A 19,523-nucleotide genomic window follows, 5' to 3' on the forward strand; every position below is an offset into this window, starting at 1 on the left:
GCGAGACCCGAGGCCGCGAACTGGAGCAGATGCAGGGATGAGCGTTGCTTGCCCGGATGGAGTGGCACCATCCGGGCATCCCGGCCCAGCCACGGGCCCCGGCCCGAAACGACGAAGCCCCGCAACGCGGGGCTTCCTCTTGCGCCGGCCACGGTGCGCGGGCAACAAAAAACCCCGCCGGGGCGGGGTCTTTCGTCTGCTTCGCTGTGGCACCGCTGGCGCTCCCTAGGGGACTCGAACCCCTGTTTTAGCCTTGAGAGGGCCACGTCCTAACCGCTAGACGAAGGGAGCGTTGTGCGGGTGTTCCCAGCGAAGGCGCGCTAGTATATTCACCCGCCAGCCGGACGGCAATGCCCCCGGCGAAAAATTTTTCCAGCCAAGTCCACGGAAGCCCTCCCATCGATCCGCAAGCCATCCCGCAACCTGTCCTGCGCAGCGTTCCGCGCGACCAGCACCCGATCTCACGCAAGGACATAAGCCCCAACGCCCTGCGCGTGCTCTACCGGCTGCGCGAGGCCGGCTTTGGCGCGTTCCTGGTCGGCGGCGCGGTCCGCGACCTGCTGCTGGGCATGCACCCCAAGGACTTCGACGTGGCCACCGACGCCACGCCCGAGCAGGTCAAGCAGCTGTTCCGCAACTGCCGCCTGATCGGCCGCCGCTTCCGCCTGGCCCACGTGGTGTACGGGCGCGAGATCATCGAGGTGGCCACCTTCCGCGCCAACAGCGACGACGGCAGCGGCGACCGCGAGATCGAGGACGGGCGCCTGGTCCGCGACAACGTCTACGGCACCATCGAGGAGGACGCGGTCCGCCGCGACTTCACCTGCAACGCCCTGTACTACGCGATCGAGGATTTCTCGGTGCGCGACTACACCGGCGGCTTCGAGGACGTGCTGGCGCGGCGCATGCGCCTGATCGGCGATCCGGAAACCCGCTACCGCGAGGACCCGGTGCGCATGCTGCGCGCGGTGCGCCTGGCGGCCAAGCTGGGCTTCACCATCGACCCGCCCACCGCCGAGCCGATCCCGCGCCTGGCCGGGCTGCTGGCCGAGGCCGCCCCGGCGCGCTTGTTCGAGGAGATGCTCAAGTTGTTCCTGTCCGGGCATGCGGTGGCCAGCTTCGAGGGCCTGGAGCGCCACGGCCTGTTGCCGGCGCTGATGCCGGAGACCGCGGCCGCGCTGCGTTCCAACCGCAGCGGCGCATTGCGGCGGATGGTCCTGCAGGGGCTGGCCGGTACCGACGCCCGCGTGGCCGCGGACGAGCCGGTCTCGCCGGCGTTCCTGTTCGCGCTGCTGCTGTGGCCGGCGTACTGCCGCGCCCTGGCCGGGCTGCAGGCGCAGGGCATGCCGGCCGAGGAGGCGCAGCGCCGCGCCGCCGACCGGGTGACCCTGCACCAGGTGCAGACCATCGCCCTGCCCAAGCGCTTCTCCCTGCCGATGCAGGAAATCTGGCTGCTGCAGTCGCGCTTCTCCACCCGCCAGCGCAAGCGCGTGTTCCGGCTGCTGGCGCACCCGCGCTTCCGCGCTGCCTACGACTTCCTGGTGCTGCGCCTGGCCGCCTCGGAGAACCACGCCGCCGACGTGGAGTTCTGGCGCGAGGCCCAGTGCAGCTCCGGCGACGCCCTGGCCGCCAGCCTCGAGGCCGGCGGCGGCGAGGAGGGCGACCTGGAAGGCGCGCCGCGCCGGCGCCGCCGCCGGCGTCGCCGCGGGACTGCCGCCGCCTCCGAATGAACACGCCGGTCCGCGCCTGCATCGGCCTGGGCGCGAACCTGGGCGAGGCCGCCGCCAGCGTGCGCGCGGCCTTCCCGGCGCTGGACGCCTTGCCCGGTACCCGCCTGCTGGCGGCCTCGCGGCTGTACCGCACCCCCGCCTGGGGGCGCACCGACCAGCCGGACTTCATCAACGCCGCGGCCGTGCTCGAGACCACGCTGCCGGCGCCGGAGCTGCTGGCCGGGTTGCTGGACATCGAGCGCCGCGCCGGCCGCGTGCGCGGCGGCGAAGCCACCCGCTGGGGCCCGCGCATGCTCGACCTGGACCTGCTGCTGTATGGCGACCAGGTATTGGACCTGCCCGGCCTGCAGGTGCCGCACCCGTACCTGCACCAGCGTGCCTTCGTGCTGGTGCCGCTGGCGGAGATCGCCCCGGAGGCGCCGATTCCCGGGCACGGCACGGTCGCCGCGGCCCTGCGCACGGTCGATGCCGGCGGGGTGGAACCGCTGGCGCCGGGCTGAAGCCACGCCCGCGGGACGCTGCGTGACCGATGGCAGCCGGGGCAGGGCGGGGTTTTGCGCGATAATGCGCGGCTTGCCGAACCGGATACCGAAATGAGCGTACATGCCGAGCAAAAGCCCTGGACCGTCCCCGCGCTGGCCGAGGCCAAGCGCCAGGGGCGTCGCCTGGCGATGCTGACCGCGTACGACGCCGGCTTCGCCCGGGTCATGGACCAGAACGGGATCGACCTGGTGCTGGTCGGCGATTCGCTGGGCATGGTGGTGCAGGGCCACGACTCGACCCTGCCGGTGACGGTGGCCGACATGGCCTACCACACCGCGGCCGTGGCCCGCGCGCTGAAGCAGGCGCTGCTGCTGAGCGACCTGCCGTTCCAGTCCGATGCGACCCCGGAGCGGGCGCTGGACGCCGCGGTGGCGCTGCTGCAGGCCGGCGCGCAGATGGTCAAGCTGGAAGGCGCCGGGCCCAAGCTGGAGGTGATCCGCTTCCTCGCCGGGCGCGACATCCCGGTGTGCGCGCACCTGGGCCTGACCCCGCAGTCGGTGCTCAAGCTCGGCGGCTTCAAGGTGCAGGGTCGCGAGGAGCAGGCCGCGGCGCGGCTGCGCGCTGACGCCCTGGCGGTGCAGGAGGCCGGCGCCTCGCTGCTGGTGCTCGAATGCGTGCCGACCCCGCTGGCGCAGCAGATCACCGCTTCGCTCGACATCCCCACCATCGGCATCGGCGCCGGCCCGCACTGCGACGGCCAGGTGCTGGTGCTGCACGACTTCCTCGGGCTGGACAGCGGCCACCGCCGCCCGCGCTTCGTCAAGGATTTCCTGGCCGAAGGCGGCTCGGTGGCCGGCGCCGTGCGCGCCTACGCCGAGGCCGTGCGCGACGGCAGCTTCCCCGACGCCGCGCACGCCTACGCCTGAGCCTTTCCCCCTCTTCCTGGCAGTACCGATGATCGAAACCATTACCGAACTGGACGCGCTGCGCGAACGCGTGCGCGGCTGGAAGCGCGAGGGCCTGCGCGTGGGCTTCGTGCCCACCATGGGCAACCTGCACGCCGGCCACTTCTCGCTGGTGCGGCTGGTCCGCCAGTACGTGGACCGCGTGGTCTCCAGCGTGTTCGTCAATCCGACCCAGTTCGGGCCCAACGAGGACTTCACCCGCTACCCGCGCACGCCCGACGCCGACACCGAAGGCCTGGAGGCCGCCGGCTGCGACGTGCTGTGGCTGCCGACGGTCGAGTCGATGTATCCGTTCGGCGTGGAGCTGGCCTCGAAGGTGCACGTGCCGGGCGTGAGCCAGGTGCTGGAGGGCGAGTGCCGCCCCGGGCACTTCGACGGCGTGTGCACCGTGGTCAGCCGCCTGTTCAACCAGGTGCAGCCGGACGTGGCCGCGTTCGGGCGCAAGGACTACCAGCAGCTGGCGGTGATCCGGCAGCTGGTGGCCGACCTGCAGTTCCCGATCGAGATCGTCGGCGGCCCGATCGTGCGCGAGGCCGACGGCCTGGCGATGAGCTCGCGCAACCAGTACCTGGGGCCGGAGGAGCGGCCGCGCGCGGCCACCATCCACCGCGTGCTGTGCGCGATGCGCGACGCCCACCTGGCCGGCACCCCGCGTGCCCGGGTGGAGGCCGATGGCCGCGCCGCCCTGGTGCAGGCCGGGTTCGAGGTCGACTACGCCGTGCTGCGCCGGCCGGACCTGTCCGAACCGGCCGAGGGCGAGGCAGGCCCACGGGTGGCGCTGGTCGCCGCGCGCCTGGGCAGCACCCGCCTGATCGACAACCTCGAGTTCTGAGCCGGCGGGCCGCCCGGCCCGCGGCCAACCTACGTTTCGCATGCAACGGCCTGTCCCGCATGCGCCGCTTGCCCGTGGTCGCACCGCCGCCGCGGGCATTGCTACCATCCAAGACCCGGAGTCCCCCCATGCACCTGACCCTGCTCAAAGCCAAGATCCACCGCGCGACCGTCACCCACTCCGAGCTCAACTACGAGGGCTCGGTGGCGATCGACGGCCTGCTGCTGGACGCCACCGGCATCCGCGAGTTCGAGCAGGTGCACGTGTGGGACGTGACCAACGGCGCGCGCTTCACCACCTACGCCATCCGCGCCGACGAGGGCAGCGGCATCATCTCGCTCAACGGCGGCGCCGCGCGCCACGTGCAGGTGGGCGACCTGGTGATCATCGCCGCGTTCGCGTCGATGGACGCCGCCGAGGCCGACGCGTTCCAGCCGAAGCTGGTGTACGTGGACGGCCAGAACCGCATCACCCATACCAACCACTCCATCCCCAAGCAGGCTGCCTGATGACGACATCCGTCCCCGGTCTCGACACCCTCCAGTCCCACGCCGCGCGTCTTTCCGGCGCCAGCATCGCCGGGCTGCTGAAAGACGAACCGGGGCGGGTGGAGGCCCACGCGCTGCAGGTCGGGCCGCTGTACGCGACCTTCGCCCGCCAGCGCTACGACGCCGCGGCCTGGGACGCGCTGCTGCAGCTGGGTCGCCAGCTCGAGCTGCCGGTCGCGTTCCGGCGCCTGTTCGACGGCGAGAAGATCAACCTGACCGAGGGCCGCTCGGTGCTGCACACCGCGCTGCGCGGCGACCTGTCGCAGGCGCCGGTGGCGCGCGAGGCGTACGAGACGGCGGCCGCGGTGCGCCAGCGCATGTACGCGCTGGTGCGCGAGCTGGAGGCCAGCGAGGTCACCGACATCGTCAGCGTCGGCATCGGCGGCTCGGACCTGGGGCCGCGCCTGGTGGCCGACGCCCTGCGCGGCGCGCTGCCGGGCCGCTTCCGCGTGCACTTCATCTCCAACGTCGACGGCGCCGCCGCGCAGCGCGTGCTGGCACCGCTGGACCCGAAGCGCACCGCGGCGGTGTTCATCTCCAAGACCTTCGGCACCCAGGAAACCCTGCTCAACGGCGCCATCGTGCGCGACTGGCTGGACGGCAGCGGGCGCATCTACGCGGTCAGCGCCAACCCCGAGCGCGCCGCCAAGGCGTTCGACATCGCCGCCGAGCGGGTGCTGCCGATGTGGGACTGGGTCGGTGGCCGCTACTCGCTGTGGTCGGCGGTCGGCTTCCCGATCGCGCTGGCGATCGGCACCGAAGCCTTCGACCAGCTGCTGGCCGGCGCGGCCGAGTTCGACCGCCACGTGCTGGAAGCGCCGCTGGAAGCCAACCTCGCCGTGCGCCACGGCCTGACCGCGGTGTGGAACCGCAATGCGCTGGGCCTGGCCTCGCACGCGGTGCTGACCTACGACCAGCGCCTGGCCCTGCTGCCGGCCTACCTGCAGCAGCTGGTGATGGAATCGCTGGGCAAGCGGGTCAAGGTCGACGGCAGCCCGGTCGATGGCGACACCGTTCCGGTGTGGTGGGGCGGCGCCGGCACCGACGTGCAGCACAGCTTCTTCCAGGCCCTGCACCAGGGCACCGGCATCGTCCCGGCCGATTTCATCGGCACCGTGCGCAACGACGACCCGTACGCGCAGAACCACGAGGCGCTGCTGTCCAACCTGCTGGCGCAGACCGAGGCCCTGGCCAACGGCCAGTCCAGCGAGGATCCGCACCGCGCCTACCCGGGCAACCGCCCCAGCACCACCATCCTGCTGGAGTCGCTGACTCCGCGTTCGCTGGGCGCGCTGCTGGCCATGTACGAGCACAGCGTGTACGTGCAGTCGGTGGCCTGGGGCATCAACGCCTTCGACCAGTTCGGCGTGGAGCTGGGCAAGCAGGTGGCCAATACCCTGCTGCCGGCGCTGCGCGGCGAGAGCCAGGCCTCCGACCCGGTGACCGCGGCGCTGATCGCGCGCCTGCGCGGCTGAGCCGGCGCGGCAGCCAGGGCTGCCGGTACGCGAGGGGCGTCCGCCGCGAGGCGGGCGCCCTTCATCCATGTAGCCCCGGGCGTGGCCGGCACCGGGAGGCGGCCGGCTTCAGTCCCGCTTCTGCGCCAGGTATTCCTGCAGCAGCGCCAGCTGCTCCAGCGCCTCCGGGTGCCCGGCGGCGGCCGCCGCCCGCACCTGCTCCAGGTCCGGATGCCGCACCACCAGCACGATGTCCTCGCAGCGCGGGCACAGGTACTCGCTGAGGTCCTCGTGCGGCTCCAGCACCATGGCGCGGCTGTCGCCCTCCCATTCGCAGGCGGCGCAGACGACCGCGCGCTCGCGCCAGCCGGGCTGGAAGTAGTCGTCGATCAGCAGGGTCACGGTGGAGTCCGGTCGGGGGGCAGGCGCTGGGCGAACAGCCAGTCCCACATCGCGGGATCGGCATAGGTCGCGTCCCAGGCATTGTGGTTGCCTTCGGGGTATTCGGTATAGCGGAAATCCGCGCCGGCCTGGCGCGCGAGCTGGTACACGCGACGGGTGTCGTGCGGCAGCACCACGTCGTCGCGCGCGCCATGGAACATCCATACCGGCAGGTGGCGCAGGCGCTGCACCAGTGCCGCATGCGGGTCGGGCTCGCCGGCCACGGGCGTGACGTAAAGGGTAGGGCGCACTGCGCGCGGCGCGAGCACGCCGGCGCACACCGGCACCAGCGCGGCGAAGCGGTCAGGTGCCAGCAGGGCGACTTCCCAGGTGCCATAGCCGCCCATCGACATGCCGGTGGCGTAGGTGCGCGCCGGGTCGCCGCCGAACTCGGCGCTGGCCGCGTCCAGCGCCGCCAGTGCCATGCGCGCGTTGGCGCCGGTCCATTCCTCGCCCCGGCGCACCTGCGGCATCACCACCAGGGCCGGGAAGGTGCCGGCATGGCGGCGCAGGTACGGGCCCAGGCCGGCCGTGGTCTGGGCCTGGCCGTCCTCGCCGCGCTCGCCGGAACCGTGCAGGAACAGCACCACCGGCAGCGGTCCGCCGCGGCGTGCCGCGGCCGGCACGAACACCGCGTAGCGGTGGACGCGTCCCTCGAACTCCAGCTCGCGCTGGACGAAGCCGCCGGTGTCCGGCAGCGATGGCGGGGTCTGGCAGGCACTCACGGGCAGGCAGGCAAGCAGGACAAGCAGCCAGAGTAAACGGTACGGATGCATCGGTGCTCCTCCGCGGCGGGCATCCATTGTGGACGCCGGCGGAGCAAGCCGCAGTGAGCGCTGCGACGCCTGCACTCCCGGAAACGGCACGGCCCCACCGGAGCGGGGCCGTGCCGGCGGCGTCGGGACCGGGCTCAGAAGGCGCGGCGGTAGCCGGCGCTGATGTACACGTCGTCGGCGTGGCCGGCACCGTGGTCGGCGCCCACGTCCAGGCTCCAGTGCGAGCGCGCCGAGCGGGCGTAGTCCAGTCCGGCGGCCGCGCGCGCGCCGTGTTCCGGCACCTGCTGCCCGCTGACCGGGACCAGCACCCCGGGGGCTTCGGCGAACCAGGCCGGGAAGCCGGCATCGGTGTCGCCGGACAGCCAGCGCCCGGCGGCCAGCCCGTGCAGCGACAGGCGGTCGCGGACCAGGCGCAGGCGCAGGCCCAGCTCGCCGTAGCGGACTTCGCTGGCATCCGCGTCGGCGCGCAGTTCCAGGCCCTGTCCGCCGGCCTCGTGCAGCGCGCCCTGGCGGTGGCGGATCCAGCCGGCAGCGACGAACGGGGTCACGCCGGCATAGACCTCGCGCCCGGCCTCCAGGCGCGCGCTGAGGGTGGTATCGGTGTGGCCGCCGGACACGGCCATGGCCTGGTCGCCGACGAGTACCGTGCGGTGGGTATCCACCGAGGCGCGCTCGTAGCCCAGGCTGGCGGACAGGTAGCCGCTTTCGGTGGCCAGGCGCGCGTACAGGTCCAGGCCGGCGGAATCGGCATCGAAGCCGCCGCCGATCGCGTCCAGGTCGGCACGGCTGCGCCCGCTGTTGAGCGCGGCGCCGGCCAGCAGCGGGCCGAAGGCGTGGTCCACGCCGGCGGTGAAGCCGGTGGCGTGCCAGTCGGCATCGGCAAAGCCGGGCCGCTCGAATGCGCCCGCCTGGGCAGTGGCGCTGCCCCAGAAGCCGGCGGCTTCCGGTTCCAGCAGGGCCACGCGGTCGGCCAGGCGCTGGGTGGCGGCCACGGCCTGCTGCACCGCCACCGCGCGCGCGGTGCCGTGCACCTCGGCGGCCAGGCTGGCCAGCGAGGCCTCGGCCTCGGCGGGCGTGGGCACGCTGGCCAGCTTGCCGACCAGGTCGATCAGGGCGTCGTTGCCGCCACCCGGCTGCAGGCCGGCGGTGTGGTCGAGCAGGCCGTCGGCCATGCGCGCGCCGTCCACCACTGCCTGCGGCGCGCCCAGCGCGCTGGCGGTGCTGGCGGCGCTGGTGCGCTCCAGCCTCGCGTCCAGGCTGTTGCTGCCGTAGTCCAGCTGGGCGGTGTAGAAGAAGCCGCTGCCGTAGGTGACTGCGGAGAACGCGCCGGTATGCGAGCGGTAACCCATCAGGCGCTCGCTGCTGCCCACCGGGTAGCCCGGGGCCGGCGCCAGCAGGTGCAGGGTGCCGGCGAGGTTGGCCTGGCCCTGCACTTGCAGCGGCTCGCCGATGGCGATGGCGGTGGTGGCCTGGGGGCTGGCGGTGAAGTCGCCGCCGATCCGTCCGGCGCCCTGGAACACCGCGCCGTTGCCGACGCGCACGCTGCCGGCGGTGCCGCGGGGCATGCCCAGATGGCCGCCCTGGACGTGGGTCAGGCCGGTGTAGCTGTTCTGGCCGGTCAGCCACAGGCTGCCGGCGCCGGTCTTGGTCAGGCCGCCGCTGCCGCCGATGTCGTTGGCGAAGGCGTAGCTGCCGGAGGGGACGTGGGCGGTGAAGGTGTCGGTGAACGCGCCGGGGCCGCGCACGGCCTTGTTGGCGTTGAGCAGGCCCCAGCCGTACACCGCGTCGACGCCCGGCTGGCCCAGGTCGGTGGCCGTGGTCAGGATGGTCTGCTGCACGTTGCTGGCGCTCATCCACGGGAACGCCTGCCACACCATCGCCGTCGTGCCGGTGACCGCCGGGGCGGCCAGCGAGGTGCCCGAGGCGCGGCCCTTGAACTGGGTGCCGTCCACGCCCGGCACCGCGACCAGGCCCGGGGCCACCAGGCACCAGGAGGCGGCGCTGCCGCAGGCGTTGCTGTAGTCGGCCAGGCCGGTGGCCTTGCCGCTCTTGTCGAGGTCCACCGCTGCCACCACCAGCAGGTGCCTGTTCCATTCCTGCATGAAGCGCGGCATCAGCGAAGTGGTGGACGGCTCGGGGCTGGAGTCGTTGCCGGCCGCCGCGACCAGCAGGCCGTCCACGTCGATCACGCCGCGCAGCCACTGCGCGTAGCCCTCGGCCTGGCGGCGCAGGTTGTCCTCGTCGGTGGCGGTGGTGCCCACCGACCAGTTGTACAGGCGCACGCCGCGGCTGCCCATGTCGGCGATGGCGTCGCGCGCCATGTCCGCGGTGCACCAGTTGTTGTAGCAGGTGACGCCCCAGTACAGCTCCGCTTCCGGGGCGACGCCGCCGCCGAAGCCGCTGACCGCGCGGCCGGCGAGGGCCGCGGCCACGACCGCGCCGTGGCCGTAGCTGTCGTATTCGCTCTTGCCGGTGTAGTCGCGGTACCAGGCCACGCGGCCGTCGAGGGGGGCGTAGGCCACTTCGTGCTGGCCGTCGAGCAGGCCGACCTTGACGCCCTTGCCGGTCAGGCCGGCCTCGTGCGCGGCGAGCGCGCCGGTGGGCACCAGCAGGTTGTCCTGCACGCCCTTGTAGCGGTAGTGGCAGGACTGGGCCGAGCCCGCGCTGCTGCAGTCGGTGCCCGGCAGCGGGTCCGGCTACGCCGGCGTGGCCGGCTGGCTGGGCTGGGACGGCTGCGACGGGGCGGGTCGTGCCGGCTCGGGGGCAGCCGGCGGGTTGGACTTGGTTCCACCGCCGCCACCGCAGGCCGACAGGGCCAGGGACACGGTGAGCGGGGCACGCTGCAGCTTGGACACTTGCTACCTCACGCTTGCGGTTCCGGCCTGTCGCCGCCGCCGCCCGGGGGAGGAGCTGCTGCTTGCGCGAGCGGGCGGCGGCGACAGTGCAGCCGCGCGGACCGGGGGGATTGCGGGCTGCACCGCTTGGGTCGGCGCGGACCGGCGGCTCTGGAGGACGCAGTGCACAATTCCGTATTCAGGTTTCTGTCGATTGCGTGAAATGGGACAACGGCCACATTGGTGCGGGGCGCTCCGGGCGCCTCGCCGTGGGCGTCTGCGGGGCGCCACCGCCCGTGACAGCGACCGGATGCGGTGCGGCAGGTGCAGGGGCTGCCGGGGTTGGCACGCAAGGCGGAGGGGAGCCCGGCAGAAGGGAGCCCGGGGGAGGGAGCGCAGGCGGCGCCAGCAGCAAGGGGGCGGCCCGAGGGCGCGGCGGGGAAGAGCCAGGAGCGCCAACGCGCCTGGCCAGGTGCCAAGGGGGACTGCCAGGGCACGACCGGACGGCCGGGGCGCAGGGGGGCGCCGCCGCTCCGGGTGGCGCGGCCAGCGGGCAAGGACGATCAGCGCGTGGCGGCGGCTGGCCGGCCCGACTCCGGCGGCGGCAGTTCGTGGCGGATGCGCAGGAAGCGGGGGAAGCGAGGCAGGCCGTTGCCGGTCAGGCCGCTGTAGCGGTAGGTGACCCAGCTGCCCACCGGAGGCGGGGCCTCGCGCTGGGCGTCGCTGAAGCCGCTGCCGATGCGGAACTGGCGGCCGTCGGCGGTGCGCACCAGCAGCGCGCCCATGCGGCCGTGGTGGCGGCCCTTGCCGGGGAGGTGGGCGAGGACCTGGGCCTCGGCGTCTTCGTGTGGCTTGTACTTGAACAGGGTGTCGCTGCGTCCGGATCGGTACAGGCCGTCGGCCCGATGCAGGACCAGGCCTTCGCCGCCGGCGGCGACCACCCGCGCCAGTTCCGCGTCCAGCGCCGCGGCCGAATCGAACCGGCGCTGTTCAACCAGGGCCAGGGTCGGGCTGCGCGCGGCGGCCACCAGCTCGCGCATGCGCTGCAGCCGTTGCGCGAACGGCCCGGGGTGCGCGGGCAGGTCGAACAGCATGAAGCGCACGCCCTGCCAGTCCGCGGCGGTGCCGCCGACGCGGCGGACCAGGGCGCTGAGCTCGTCGAAGCGGCCGCGGCCCAGCCACAGTTCGCCATCCATGGGCTCGGCCGGCCAGCCGCGGGTGAACCCCGCGGGCGCGGGGACTGGCGCGCCACCGCGGGTCCATAGCCGGCGCCCGTCCCAGCGCGCACGCACGCCGTCCAGCTTCTCGCTGACCAGGAAGGCGTGCACCGGCTGGTCGCCGCGCCAGGTCGAGGCCAGCATCGGCGCGGGCGTGGCCGGGGCCGCCGGCAACGTGGCGGCAGGCAGCAGGCAGAGCAGGGCGAGCAGCAGCAGGCGCATGGGCAGGGCGGTGGTCCGCGGGGACCGCAGCTTCCCGCGTTGCGCGGGCGCGCGTAATCGGGCGCTGCCGGCGCCGGCTGTAGGAAAGCCTTGTGGCGTGCTGTCGGCACGCACCGCGCGGCTGGGCGGGCGGCAAACGGTCCGCGCGGCGTGCCGTGGGGTGGCGCAGGCGGTGTTGGCCGGGCGGGAACGCGGCTGCGGCCGGGGCGCGCTGCCGCAGGCGGCACGAAGCGGGGAAGGAATGCAGAGCCGGGCCCGACCGGTACCCGGGCAACCGTGGCTTCGTGGCTGGCGCCGGCCTGGCCGGGGCGTTCAGTGCAGCAGGATCGCCGTGGCCAGGCCGAGGAAGCAGAAGAAGCCCATCACGTCGGTGACCGCGGTGACCACCACGGTGCCGGCTACCGCCGGGTCGATGTTCATCCGCCGCAGCAGCAGCGGCAGCAGCACGCCGGCACTGGCGGCGGCGCAGAAGTTGATCACCAGGGCCAGGGCGATCACCAGCGACAGCACCGGGTCGCCGAACCACAGCAGCGCGATCAGGCCGACGATGCCGCCGATCAGCACGCCGTTGATCAGGGCGACGCGGATCTCCTTCCACATCAGGATGCCGGCGTTGCTCGAGCCCACCTGGCCCAGAGCCAGGCCGCGCACCATCAGGGTCAGCACCTGCACCGCGGCGTTGCCGCCGATGCCGGCCACGATCGGCATCAGCACCGCCAGTGCCACCACCTTCTCCAGGGTGGCCTCGAACTGGCCGATCACGCCGGCGGCCATGAAGGCGGTGAACAGGTTGATGCCCAGCCACACCACGCGGCCGCGCACGGCGCGCTTGACCGGCGAGAACAGGTCCTCGTCCTCGTCCAGGCCGGCGGCGCCCAGCGCCTGGTGCTCGGCCTGCTCGCGGATGATGTCGACCACGTCGTCGATGGTGATGCGGCCGAGCAGGATGTTGTTCTCGTCCACCACCGGGGCCGAAACCCAGTCGTGGTCGGAGAAGCGGCGCGCCACTTCCTGGGCGCTCTCGCCCACGTCGATCGCCGGCTGCTCGTCGTCGATCAGGCGGTTGATCGGGGTGGAGTCCTCGTGGGTCACCAGCGCGGCCAGCGAAACCCGGCCCAGGTACTGGTGGCGGCGGCTGACCACGTACAGGTGGTCGGTGTGGTCGGGCAGCTCGCCGCGCAGGCGCAGGTAGCGCAGGACCACGTCGACGTTGACGTCGGCGCGCACGGTGACCACATCCGGGTTCATCAGGCGGCCGGCGGTGTCCTCCGGGTAGGACAGCACCTGCTCCAGCCGTTCCCGGTTCTCGCGGTCCATCGACTTGAGGACCTCGTCGATCACCGTGTCCGGCAGGTCCTCGACCAGGTCGGCCAGGTCGTCGATGTCCAGGTCCTCGACCGCCGCGACCAGCTCGTCCGGGTCCATGTCGGCGATCAGGCTCTCGCGCACCTCGTCGCCGACGTGCAGCAGCACCTCGCCGTCGTCCTCGGCGTCGACCAGGCCCCACACCACCTCGCGCTTGCCCGGCGGCAGCGATTCCAGCAGGTTGCCGATCTCGGCGGGGGAGAGGGTGTTGACCAGCCGCCGCACCGGGCCGAGCCGGCCGCTGTCCAGCGCGTCGGACAGCAGGCGCAGCTGGCGCGCGGTCTTGTCGTGGCGGACGGCTTCGGCCATGCGCGGCTCCGGGTTGGGGGCGATGCCGCAACGGGAGGCGCGCGGCAGGTCAGGCGTTCATGGCAGGCATTATCCCCCGCGCCCGTCGCGTTTGGATAGGGTCAGGCCGATTCCAGCCAGCGCTCGATGCCGCGCCGGTCGCGCGCCTGCAGCAGGCGCGGGGCGCGTTCCTGCAGCCGTGCCAGGTCGCATTCGCGGATGGTGCGGCGCAGTTCCAGCAGGCCGGCCGGATGCAGGCTGAACTCGCGCAGGCCCAGGGCCAGCAGCAGCGGTGCCAGGCGCGGGTCGCCGGCCATCTCGCCGCACACGGCCACCGGCATGCGGTGCTCGGCGCCGGCGCGCAGCACGTGCGCAAGCAGGCGCAGCACGCCCGGGTGCAGCGGCGAGTACAGGTCGCCGAGGGCGTCGTTGTTGCGGTCCACCGCCAGCAGGTACTGCACCAGGTCGTTGGTGCCCACCGAGAGGAAGTCGACCGCGTCGGCCAGGCCGTGCACGCCGATCGCCGCGGCCGGCACCTCGATCATCGCCCCCAGCGGCGGCACCTCCGCGGCGATGCCGCGGCGGCGCACCGCGGCCACCGCGCGGCGCAGGCGGCGGCGCACGATCAGCATTTCCTCGCGGCAGGAGACCATCGGCACCAGCACCCGCACCGGGCCGTAGGCCGAGGCGCGGACGATGGCGCGCAGCTGGGTGTCGAACACCGCGTCGTACAGCAGCGACAGGCGCACGCCGCGCACGCCCAGCGCCGGGTTGGCCTCGTTGGCCAGGGCCAGGCCGGCGCGGTCGGCCTTGTCCGCGCCCAGGTCCAGCGTGCGGAAGGTGACCGGGCGCCCCCCCATGGCCAGGACCGCGTCGCGGTAGGCCAGGTACTGCTCTTCCTCGCCCGGCGACTCGCGGTCCTGCAGGAACAGGAACTCGGTGCGGTACAGGCCCACGCCGGCCGCGCCGAGCGCGTGGGCGCGGGCCACGTCCTCGCGCGACTCGGCATTGGCGTACAGGGCGATGTCGACCCCGTCGCGGGTGCGGGTGGGCTTGCTGCGCAGCCGCTCCAGGTCGCGCCGCTCGCGCTGTTCGCGCTGCTGCAGCTCGCGGTAGCGGCGCAGGTCGGCGGCGTCCGGGTCCAGCACCAGCTGGCCGCTCTCGCCGTCGACCATCAGCACGTCGCCATCGTTGATCCGCGACAGCGCCTCGGCCGCGCCGACCACCAGCGGCATGTGCAGGCTGCGGGCGAGGATGGCGGTGTGCGACAGCGGGCTGCCGCCGGCGGAGACGATCGCCACCACGCCCTGGGCCTGCAGCTGGGCCAGCTCGGACGGGGCCACGTTCTCGCACACCAGGACCTCGCCGGCGGTGCCGCGCGGCAGCGGGTCGTGCTTGTGCAGGTGGGCGTTGACCCGGCCGATGATGTGGTCCAGGTCGTCCAGGCGGGCCCGCAGGTAGGGGTCGTCCATGGACTGGAACACCGCGGCCAGGCGGTCGCGCTGCACGCGCAGGGCGTAGCCGGCCGAATAGCGTTCCTGCTGGATCAGGGCCTCCAGCGCCTGCACCAGCTCCGGGTCGTCCAGCAGCAGCGCGTGCAGGTCGATGAATTCGATGGCTTCCTTCGACAGCGCGCCCTGCAGCTTCTCGCGCAGGGTGCGCATCTCGGCACGGGTGGCCTCCAGGGCCCCGTGCAGGCGCGCGGCCTCCTCCTTGACCCGCGAGGCCGGCAGCCGCTGCTCGGTCACCTCCAGCGCGTGCGGGAGGCGGACCCGGGCCCGGCCCAGGGCCAGGCCGCGGGAAGCGCCATGCCCGGCGAAGGCCAGCCTCATCCGGGCGTCCCCCTGGACGGGCGCGGCGACGCGTGCTGGCGGCCCGGCCCGCGCATGGCTCAGGCGTCCTCGTCGAACCGGTTCTCGAACAGATCGACCACGGCCTGCATCGCCTCGGCCTCGTCGACCCCGTCGGTGCGCACGGGGACCGGGGTGCCCTGGCCGGCGGCCAGCAGCATCACCCCCATGATGCTCTTGGCGTTGACCTCGCGTCCCTTCGCCTGCAGGGTCACGGCGCAGCGGAAGGGTGCCAGCGCCTGGACCAGCTTGGCGGTGGCCCGGGCATGCAGGCCCAGGCGGTTGGACACGGTGAGTTCACGTTCAAGCATCGTCGATGATCGCTCCATTGCGCGCGCCCGCCGCCGCGGTGGCGGGCAGTTCGTCCAGTCCCTGTTCCGGATAGTTCATGACCCGCAGCAGCATTGGCAGGCTCAGCGCCGAGACCCGACGGACCGGCGTGCCGAGCCTTGCCACCTGGGCGGCGAGGTTGCTGGGGCTGGCGCCGTACAGGTCGGTCAGGACCAGCACGCCGTCGCCCCCGTCGACCCGCCGCAGCGCCGCGGAGGCGGCCGGCAGGAGCTGGTCGGGGTCGGCGTCGAACGGGACCTCGAAGGCTTCCGCCTTCAACGGCAGCTTGCGCAGCAGGGCCGTGGCCACGGCCAGGAGGGCGCTACCGACGCCGGGATGGGTGATCAGGAGGATGCCACATGCCATGGCGGGAAGTTAACAGAGCACCCCGACCGCCGTCGCGCCTTTCCGCGCGGCGGTGCCGCCGGCGGCAGCGGCGGGGGCTCAGTCCTGCTCGCGGGGGTAGGTGGCGACCTCGTTCCAGCCCTGTTCGCGGGCGTGGGCGGCCAGGCGCTCGGCCAGGTACACCGAGCGGTGCTTGCCGCCGGTGCAGCCGAAGGCCACGGTCACGTAGGCGCGGGTGTCGTTGCGCAGGCGCGGCAGCCAGGTGTCCAGGAACTCCGCCACCTGGCGGGCGTAGGCGTCCACCTCCGGCTGGGCATCCAGGTAGTCGCGCACGCGCTGGTCGCGGCCGGTCAGCGGGCGCAGCTCCGGCTCCCAGTGCGGGTTGGGCAGGACCCGGGCATCGAACACGAAGTCCGCCTCCTCCGGCACCCCGCGCTTGTAGGCGAAGGACTCGAACAGCAGGGACAGGCCCGGGCTGTGCTCCAGGGCGAAGCCGGTGATGACCTGGCGCCGCAGCTGGTGCACGTTGAGGTGGCTGGTGTCGATCACCGCGTCGGCCTCGCGCCGCAGCGGGGCGATGATCTGGCGCTCGCGCGCGATCGCCTCCGGCAGCGACAGGCCCAGGCGGCTGAGCGGGTGGCGGCGGCGGGTGTCGGCGTAGCGCCGCAGCAGGATGTGGTCCTCGGCCTCGAAGAACAGCAGGCGCGCGTCCACGCCCAGCGACCCGGCCGCGGCGCGCCACTCGGCCAGGCGGCCGAGGTCGTCCTTGCGGCTGCGCACGTCGATGCCCACGGCCATGCGCTCGGGCAGGCCGTCCTCGCGCACCAGCGAGCCGACGAAGGCCGGCAGCAGCTCCAGCGGCAGGTTGTCGACGCAGTAGTAGTCCAGGTCCTCGAAGGTCTTCAGCGCCACCGACTTGCCCGAGCCGGACAGGCCGCTGACGATCACCAGGGTGGGGCGGGTGGTGGTGGTCATGAGCCGCGGCGCTCCAGCAGGTTGCTGTGCCGGGCGATGAACATCGCCGCCGGGTCGATGCCCTTGGTGCGCAGGATGTGCAGGCGGGTCGCCGCCTCGGTGAGCACGGCCAGGTTGCGGCCGGGCATCACCGGCAGGGTGATCAGCGGCACGTCCAGGTCCAGCACGTGGCGGGTGCCGGAGTCGCCGGTCAGGCGCTCGTAGCCGTGCGGCGAGGGCTCGGTCATCGGCCGGGTCAGGTGCACGATCAGGCGCAGGTACTTGTTCTTCTTGACCGCGGTGTCGCCGAACATCTCGCGCACGTTGAGCACGCCCAGGCCGCGCACCTCCAGCAGGTCCTGCAACAGCTCCGGGCAGGTGCCGTCGAGCACGTCCGGGGCGATCTGGGTGAATTCGGGGGCGTCGTCGGCGACCAGGCGGTGGCCGCGGCTGAGCAGTTCCAGCGCCAGCTCGCTCTTGCCCGAGCCGGCCTCGCCGGTGATCAGCACGCCGATGGAATAGATCTCCATGAACACCCCGTGCAGGGTCACGCGCGGGGCGAGGGTACGGGCCAGGTGGTAGGAGAGGTGGTTGAGCAGCTCGTGGCCGCGCCGCGGCGAGACCCACAGCGGGGTATCGGTCTCCTCGGCGGCCGCGCGCAGGTCCTCGGGGCAGGACTGGTTCTTGCTGATCACCAGCGCCAGCGGCCGGGCCTGGATGATCTTCTCGATGGTTTCCCAGCGCTGGCGCGAGTCCAGCGAGTCGAGCCAGGCCAGTTCCTCGCTGCCGAGGATCTGCACCTTGTTGGGGTAGATGGCATTGAGGTAGCCGGCCAGCGAGGGGCGGCGGGAATTGGTGTCGCCGGAGTCGATCTCGCGGGACCCGCCCTTCTGGCCGGCCAGCCAGCGCAGCGACAACTTGTCCTGCTGCTGCTCGAACAGTTCGCGTGCGGTGATGCTGGCATTCCTCATGCGGCCCGGGTCCTTCTGGCAGGGGTCGCGTGATTGTCGCCCAAACGGGCTCGCGCGTCCCGGCCGGGCGGGTGCCGGCCGGGCGGCGGGGGCGGGTCAGCCGACGTCCGGGAGGACGCGGGGCGCCTGGTAGTCCTGGTTCTTTTCCTTGTGCTTGAGGATCTGGCGGTCCAGCTTGTCCGCCAGCAGGTCGATGGCCGCGTACATGGTCTGGGCCTCGGCCTCGGCGTGCAGGGTACGGCCCGGGACGGAGAGGTCCGCGGCCGCGCGGTGGGAGGGCTTGCGCAGGCCGAGCTGCACGCGGGCGGCGATCGGCTGGTCGAAATGCCGGTCGAGCCGACGCAGCTTCTCCTCCACGTAATCGCGCAGGGCCGGGGTGATCTCCAGCTGCTGGCCGTACGTTTCGATGCGCATCGTGAACCTCCTTTGTGGTTGCCGCTGTGGGCGGCCCCGCACGATGCCGGTCACGCGCCTAGCCGATGCGGACCCGCTCGTGCGACGCCGGAATGTTCATGAGCTCACGATACTTCGCCACCGTGCGCCGCGCCACCGGCACGCCCGACTGCTTGAGCAGGTCGGCCAGCTTGGCGTCGGAAAGCGGCTTGCGCGGGTTCTCGTCGTCGATCAGGCGGCGGATCATGGCCTGGATCGCGGTGCTGGAGGCCTCGCCGCCGCCGTCGGTGTCGATGCCGGAGGCGAAGAACGCCTTCAGCGGCAGGGTGCCGCGCGGGGTGCGCACGTACTTGCGGGCGATGGCGCGGGAGACGGTGGATTCGTGCAGGCCGAGCTCGGCGGCGACCTCGCGCAGGGTCAGCGGACGCAGCGCCTGTTCGCCGAACTCCAGGAACCCGGCCTGCTGGCGCAGCAGGCAGCGCACGACCTTCAGCAGGGTCTCGCCGCGCGCCTCCAGGCTCTTGAGCAGCCAGCGCGCTTCCTGCAGCTGGCCGCGCAGGTAGCCGGCGTCGCTGTCGCCGCAGCGCCGGATCAGCTGTTCGTAGCCGCGGTGGATGGCGACCTTCGGCTGCGCCTGCCGCGACAGCGCCGCCTTCCACACCCCGCGCTGGCGCCAGATGATGCAGTCGGGCACGACGTAGCTGTCGTGTTCCAGTTCGGCCATGCGCTTGCCCGGACGCGGGTCCAGCGAGCGCACCAGCTGCACCGCCTGCTCCACGTCGCACGGCGGCGCGCGCAGTTCCTGGGCCAGGCCCTCGGTGCCGATCTTCGGCAGCCGCTCCAGCGGCGCGGCGACGATGCGCAGGGCCAGGGCGCGGCCGGGGGTGCATTCGGGCAGGACTTCCAGCTGCAGGCGCAGGCACTCGCCAAGGTCGCGCGCGCCCACTCCGGGCGGATCGAAGCGCTGCAGCTGGTGCAGCACGGTGAGGATCTCCTCCTCGCTGGCGCGGGTTTCCGGCAGCAGCGCCTCGGCGATGGACGCCAGCGGTTCGCGCAGGTAGCCGTCCTCGTCCAGGGCGTCGATCAGCATGGCGCCGATGCGGCGGTCGCGCGCCGACAGCGGCGACAGGTGCAGCTGCCACAGCAGGTGGTCGGCCAGGGTCTCGGTCCCGGCCATGCGCTCGGCCGCGTCGTCGCAGTCCTCGTCGTAGCCGCCGCCGGATGCCTGCCAGGCGGGCTCGTCCGGCGCCCAGTCCTCGCCCTCGGGCGGGACATCGTCCGAGGGCGCGGCAGCCGCGCCGTCGCCGTCGCCCGCGGCGACCGGCTCCTGGTAGGCCTCGTCGGCCCACTCCAGCAGGGGATTGGTCTCGATCGCCTCGGCGACCTCGGCCTGCAGCTCCACCGTGGACATCTGCAACAGGCGGATGGCCTGGCGCAGCTGCGGCGTCATGACCAGGCTCTGTCCCAGCGATGTCTGCAGCCGTGCCTTCATGTCCCTGCCAGAAAGGAAGCCTGGGGCTGCCGG

General features: G+C 73.0%; 18 protein-coding genes and 1 tRNA gene. 6 read left to right on the top strand and 13 right to left on the bottom strand.

Annotated features, from left to right (window positions below):
* Window positions 1-216: 216 nt before the first annotated feature.
* Window positions 217-291: transfer RNA gene (locus tag B351_RS0102360), tRNA-Glu, on the bottom strand.
* A 107-nt stretch (window positions 292-398) separates the two neighbouring features.
* Here B351_RS0102360 and pcnB point away from each other — a divergent pair.
* From pcnB to pgi, 6 genes are all read left to right on the top strand, one after another.
* A complete protein-coding gene (pcnB, locus tag B351_RS0102365; RefSeq protein ID WP_407059574.1) occupies window positions 399-1,730 on the top strand; it encodes a polynucleotide adenylyltransferase PcnB in 1,332 nt (443 codons plus the stop codon).
* Window positions 1,727-2,230 carry a 2-amino-4-hydroxy-6-hydroxymethyldihydropteridine diphosphokinase gene (gene folK, locus B351_RS0102370; protein WP_019397454.1) on the top strand — a complete coding sequence of 168 codons (504 nt, stop codon included), beginning with the start codon at window positions 1,727-1,729 and terminating at the stop codon, window positions 2,228-2,230. The genes pcnB and folK overlap by 4 nt, the downstream gene beginning before the upstream one ends.
* 93 nt (window positions 2,231-2,323) lie before the next feature.
* Entirely contained in the window at window positions 2,324-3,139 is an 816-nt protein-coding gene (panB, locus tag B351_RS0102375) for a 3-methyl-2-oxobutanoate hydroxymethyltransferase (protein WP_019397455.1), read from the top strand.
* 28 nt (window positions 3,140-3,167) lie between these two features.
* The gene (panC, locus tag B351_RS0102380; protein WP_019397456.1) at window positions 3,168-4,010 is read left to right on the top strand and encodes a pantoate--beta-alanine ligase; all 843 of its coding nucleotides are present in this window, start codon (window positions 3,168-3,170) and stop codon (window positions 4,008-4,010) included.
* A 128-nt stretch (window positions 4,011-4,138) separates the two neighbouring features.
* On the top strand, window positions 4,139-4,519 hold the full coding sequence (panD, locus tag B351_RS0102385; protein WP_019397457.1) for an aspartate 1-decarboxylase: 381 nt from the start codon (window positions 4,139-4,141) through the stop codon (window positions 4,517-4,519).
* A complete protein-coding gene (gene pgi, locus B351_RS0102390) occupies window positions 4,519-6,033 on the top strand; it encodes a glucose-6-phosphate isomerase (RefSeq protein WP_026010259.1) in 1,515 nt (504 codons plus the stop codon). Before panD ends, pgi begins: the two co-directional genes overlap by 1 nt.
* 108 nt (window positions 6,034-6,141) lie before the next feature.
* On the opposite strand, the gene B351_RS0102395 is transcribed toward pgi, so the two are convergent.
* The 12 genes from B351_RS0102395 to B351_RS0102450 all read right to left on the bottom strand — a co-directional run bounded on the left by B351_RS0102395 (window position 6,142) and on the right by B351_RS0102450 (window position 19,490).
* Window positions 6,142-6,414 (bottom strand): hypothetical protein, encoded by a 273-nt coding sequence (locus B351_RS0102395; protein WP_019397459.1) that lies wholly within the window; start codon window positions 6,412-6,414, stop codon window positions 6,142-6,144.
* Window positions 6,411-7,229 (bottom strand): prolyl oligopeptidase family serine peptidase, encoded by an 819-nt coding sequence (locus tag B351_RS0102400; protein WP_026010260.1) that lies wholly within the window; start codon window positions 7,227-7,229, stop codon window positions 6,411-6,413. The genes B351_RS0102395 and B351_RS0102400 overlap by 4 nt, the downstream gene beginning before the upstream one ends.
* A 134-nt stretch (window positions 7,230-7,363) precedes the next feature.
* Window positions 7,364-9,853: a S8 family serine peptidase gene (locus tag B351_RS16075; protein WP_019397461.1), complete on the bottom strand. Its 2,490-nt coding sequence runs from the start codon at window positions 9,851-9,853 to the stop codon at window positions 7,364-7,366.
* A gap of 773 nt (window positions 9,854-10,626) precedes the next feature.
* Window positions 10,627-11,502, bottom strand: coding sequence for a DNA ligase (locus B351_RS0102410; protein WP_019397462.1), 876 nt, complete (start codon window positions 11,500-11,502; stop codon window positions 10,627-10,629).
* A gap of 312 nt (window positions 11,503-11,814) precedes the next feature.
* On the bottom strand, window positions 11,815-13,176 hold the full coding sequence (gene mgtE / locus B351_RS0102415; protein WP_019397463.1) for a magnesium transporter: 1,362 nt from the start codon (window positions 13,174-13,176) through the stop codon (window positions 11,815-11,817).
* Between the two features lie 101 nt (window positions 13,177-13,277).
* On the bottom strand, window positions 13,278-14,987 hold the full coding sequence (ptsP, locus tag B351_RS0102420) for a phosphoenolpyruvate--protein phosphotransferase (protein ID WP_019397464.1): 1,710 nt from the start codon (window positions 14,985-14,987) through the stop codon (window positions 13,278-13,280).
* A 59-nt stretch (window positions 14,988-15,046) separates the two neighbouring features.
* Window positions 15,047-15,316: an HPr family phosphocarrier protein gene (locus B351_RS0102425; protein ID WP_026010261.1), complete on the bottom strand. Its 270-nt coding sequence runs from the start codon at window positions 15,314-15,316 to the stop codon at window positions 15,047-15,049.
* Window positions 15,309-15,701 (bottom strand): PTS sugar transporter subunit IIA, encoded by a 393-nt coding sequence (locus tag B351_RS0102430; RefSeq protein ID WP_019397466.1) that lies wholly within the window; start codon window positions 15,699-15,701, stop codon window positions 15,309-15,311. The genes B351_RS0102425 and B351_RS0102430 overlap by 8 nt, the downstream gene beginning before the upstream one ends.
* A 78-nt stretch (window positions 15,702-15,779) precedes the next feature.
* A complete protein-coding gene (rapZ, locus tag B351_RS0102435; RefSeq protein WP_019397467.1) occupies window positions 15,780-16,655 on the bottom strand; it encodes an RNase adapter RapZ in 876 nt (291 codons plus the stop codon).
* On the bottom strand, window positions 16,652-17,605 hold the full coding sequence (gene hprK, locus B351_RS0102440; RefSeq protein WP_019397468.1) for an HPr(Ser) kinase/phosphatase: 954 nt from the start codon (window positions 17,603-17,605) through the stop codon (window positions 16,652-16,654). Before hprK ends, rapZ begins: the two co-directional genes overlap by 4 nt.
* A gap of 96 nt (window positions 17,606-17,701) precedes the next feature.
* The gene (gene hpf, locus B351_RS0102445) at window positions 17,702-18,019 is read right to left on the bottom strand and encodes a ribosome hibernation-promoting factor, HPF/YfiA family (RefSeq protein ID WP_019397469.1); all 318 of its coding nucleotides are present in this window, start codon (window positions 18,017-18,019) and stop codon (window positions 17,702-17,704) included.
* 58 nt (window positions 18,020-18,077) lie between these two features.
* Entirely contained in the window at window positions 18,078-19,490 is a 1,413-nt protein-coding gene (locus tag B351_RS0102450) for an RNA polymerase factor sigma-54 (RefSeq protein WP_019397470.1), read from the bottom strand.
* Between the last annotated feature and the right edge of the window lie 33 nt (window positions 19,491-19,523).

The sequence above is a fragment of the Pseudoxanthomonas sp. GW2 genome, assembly GCF_000283075.1.
Lineage (GTDB): Bacteria > Pseudomonadota > Gammaproteobacteria > Xanthomonadales > Xanthomonadaceae > Pseudoxanthomonas.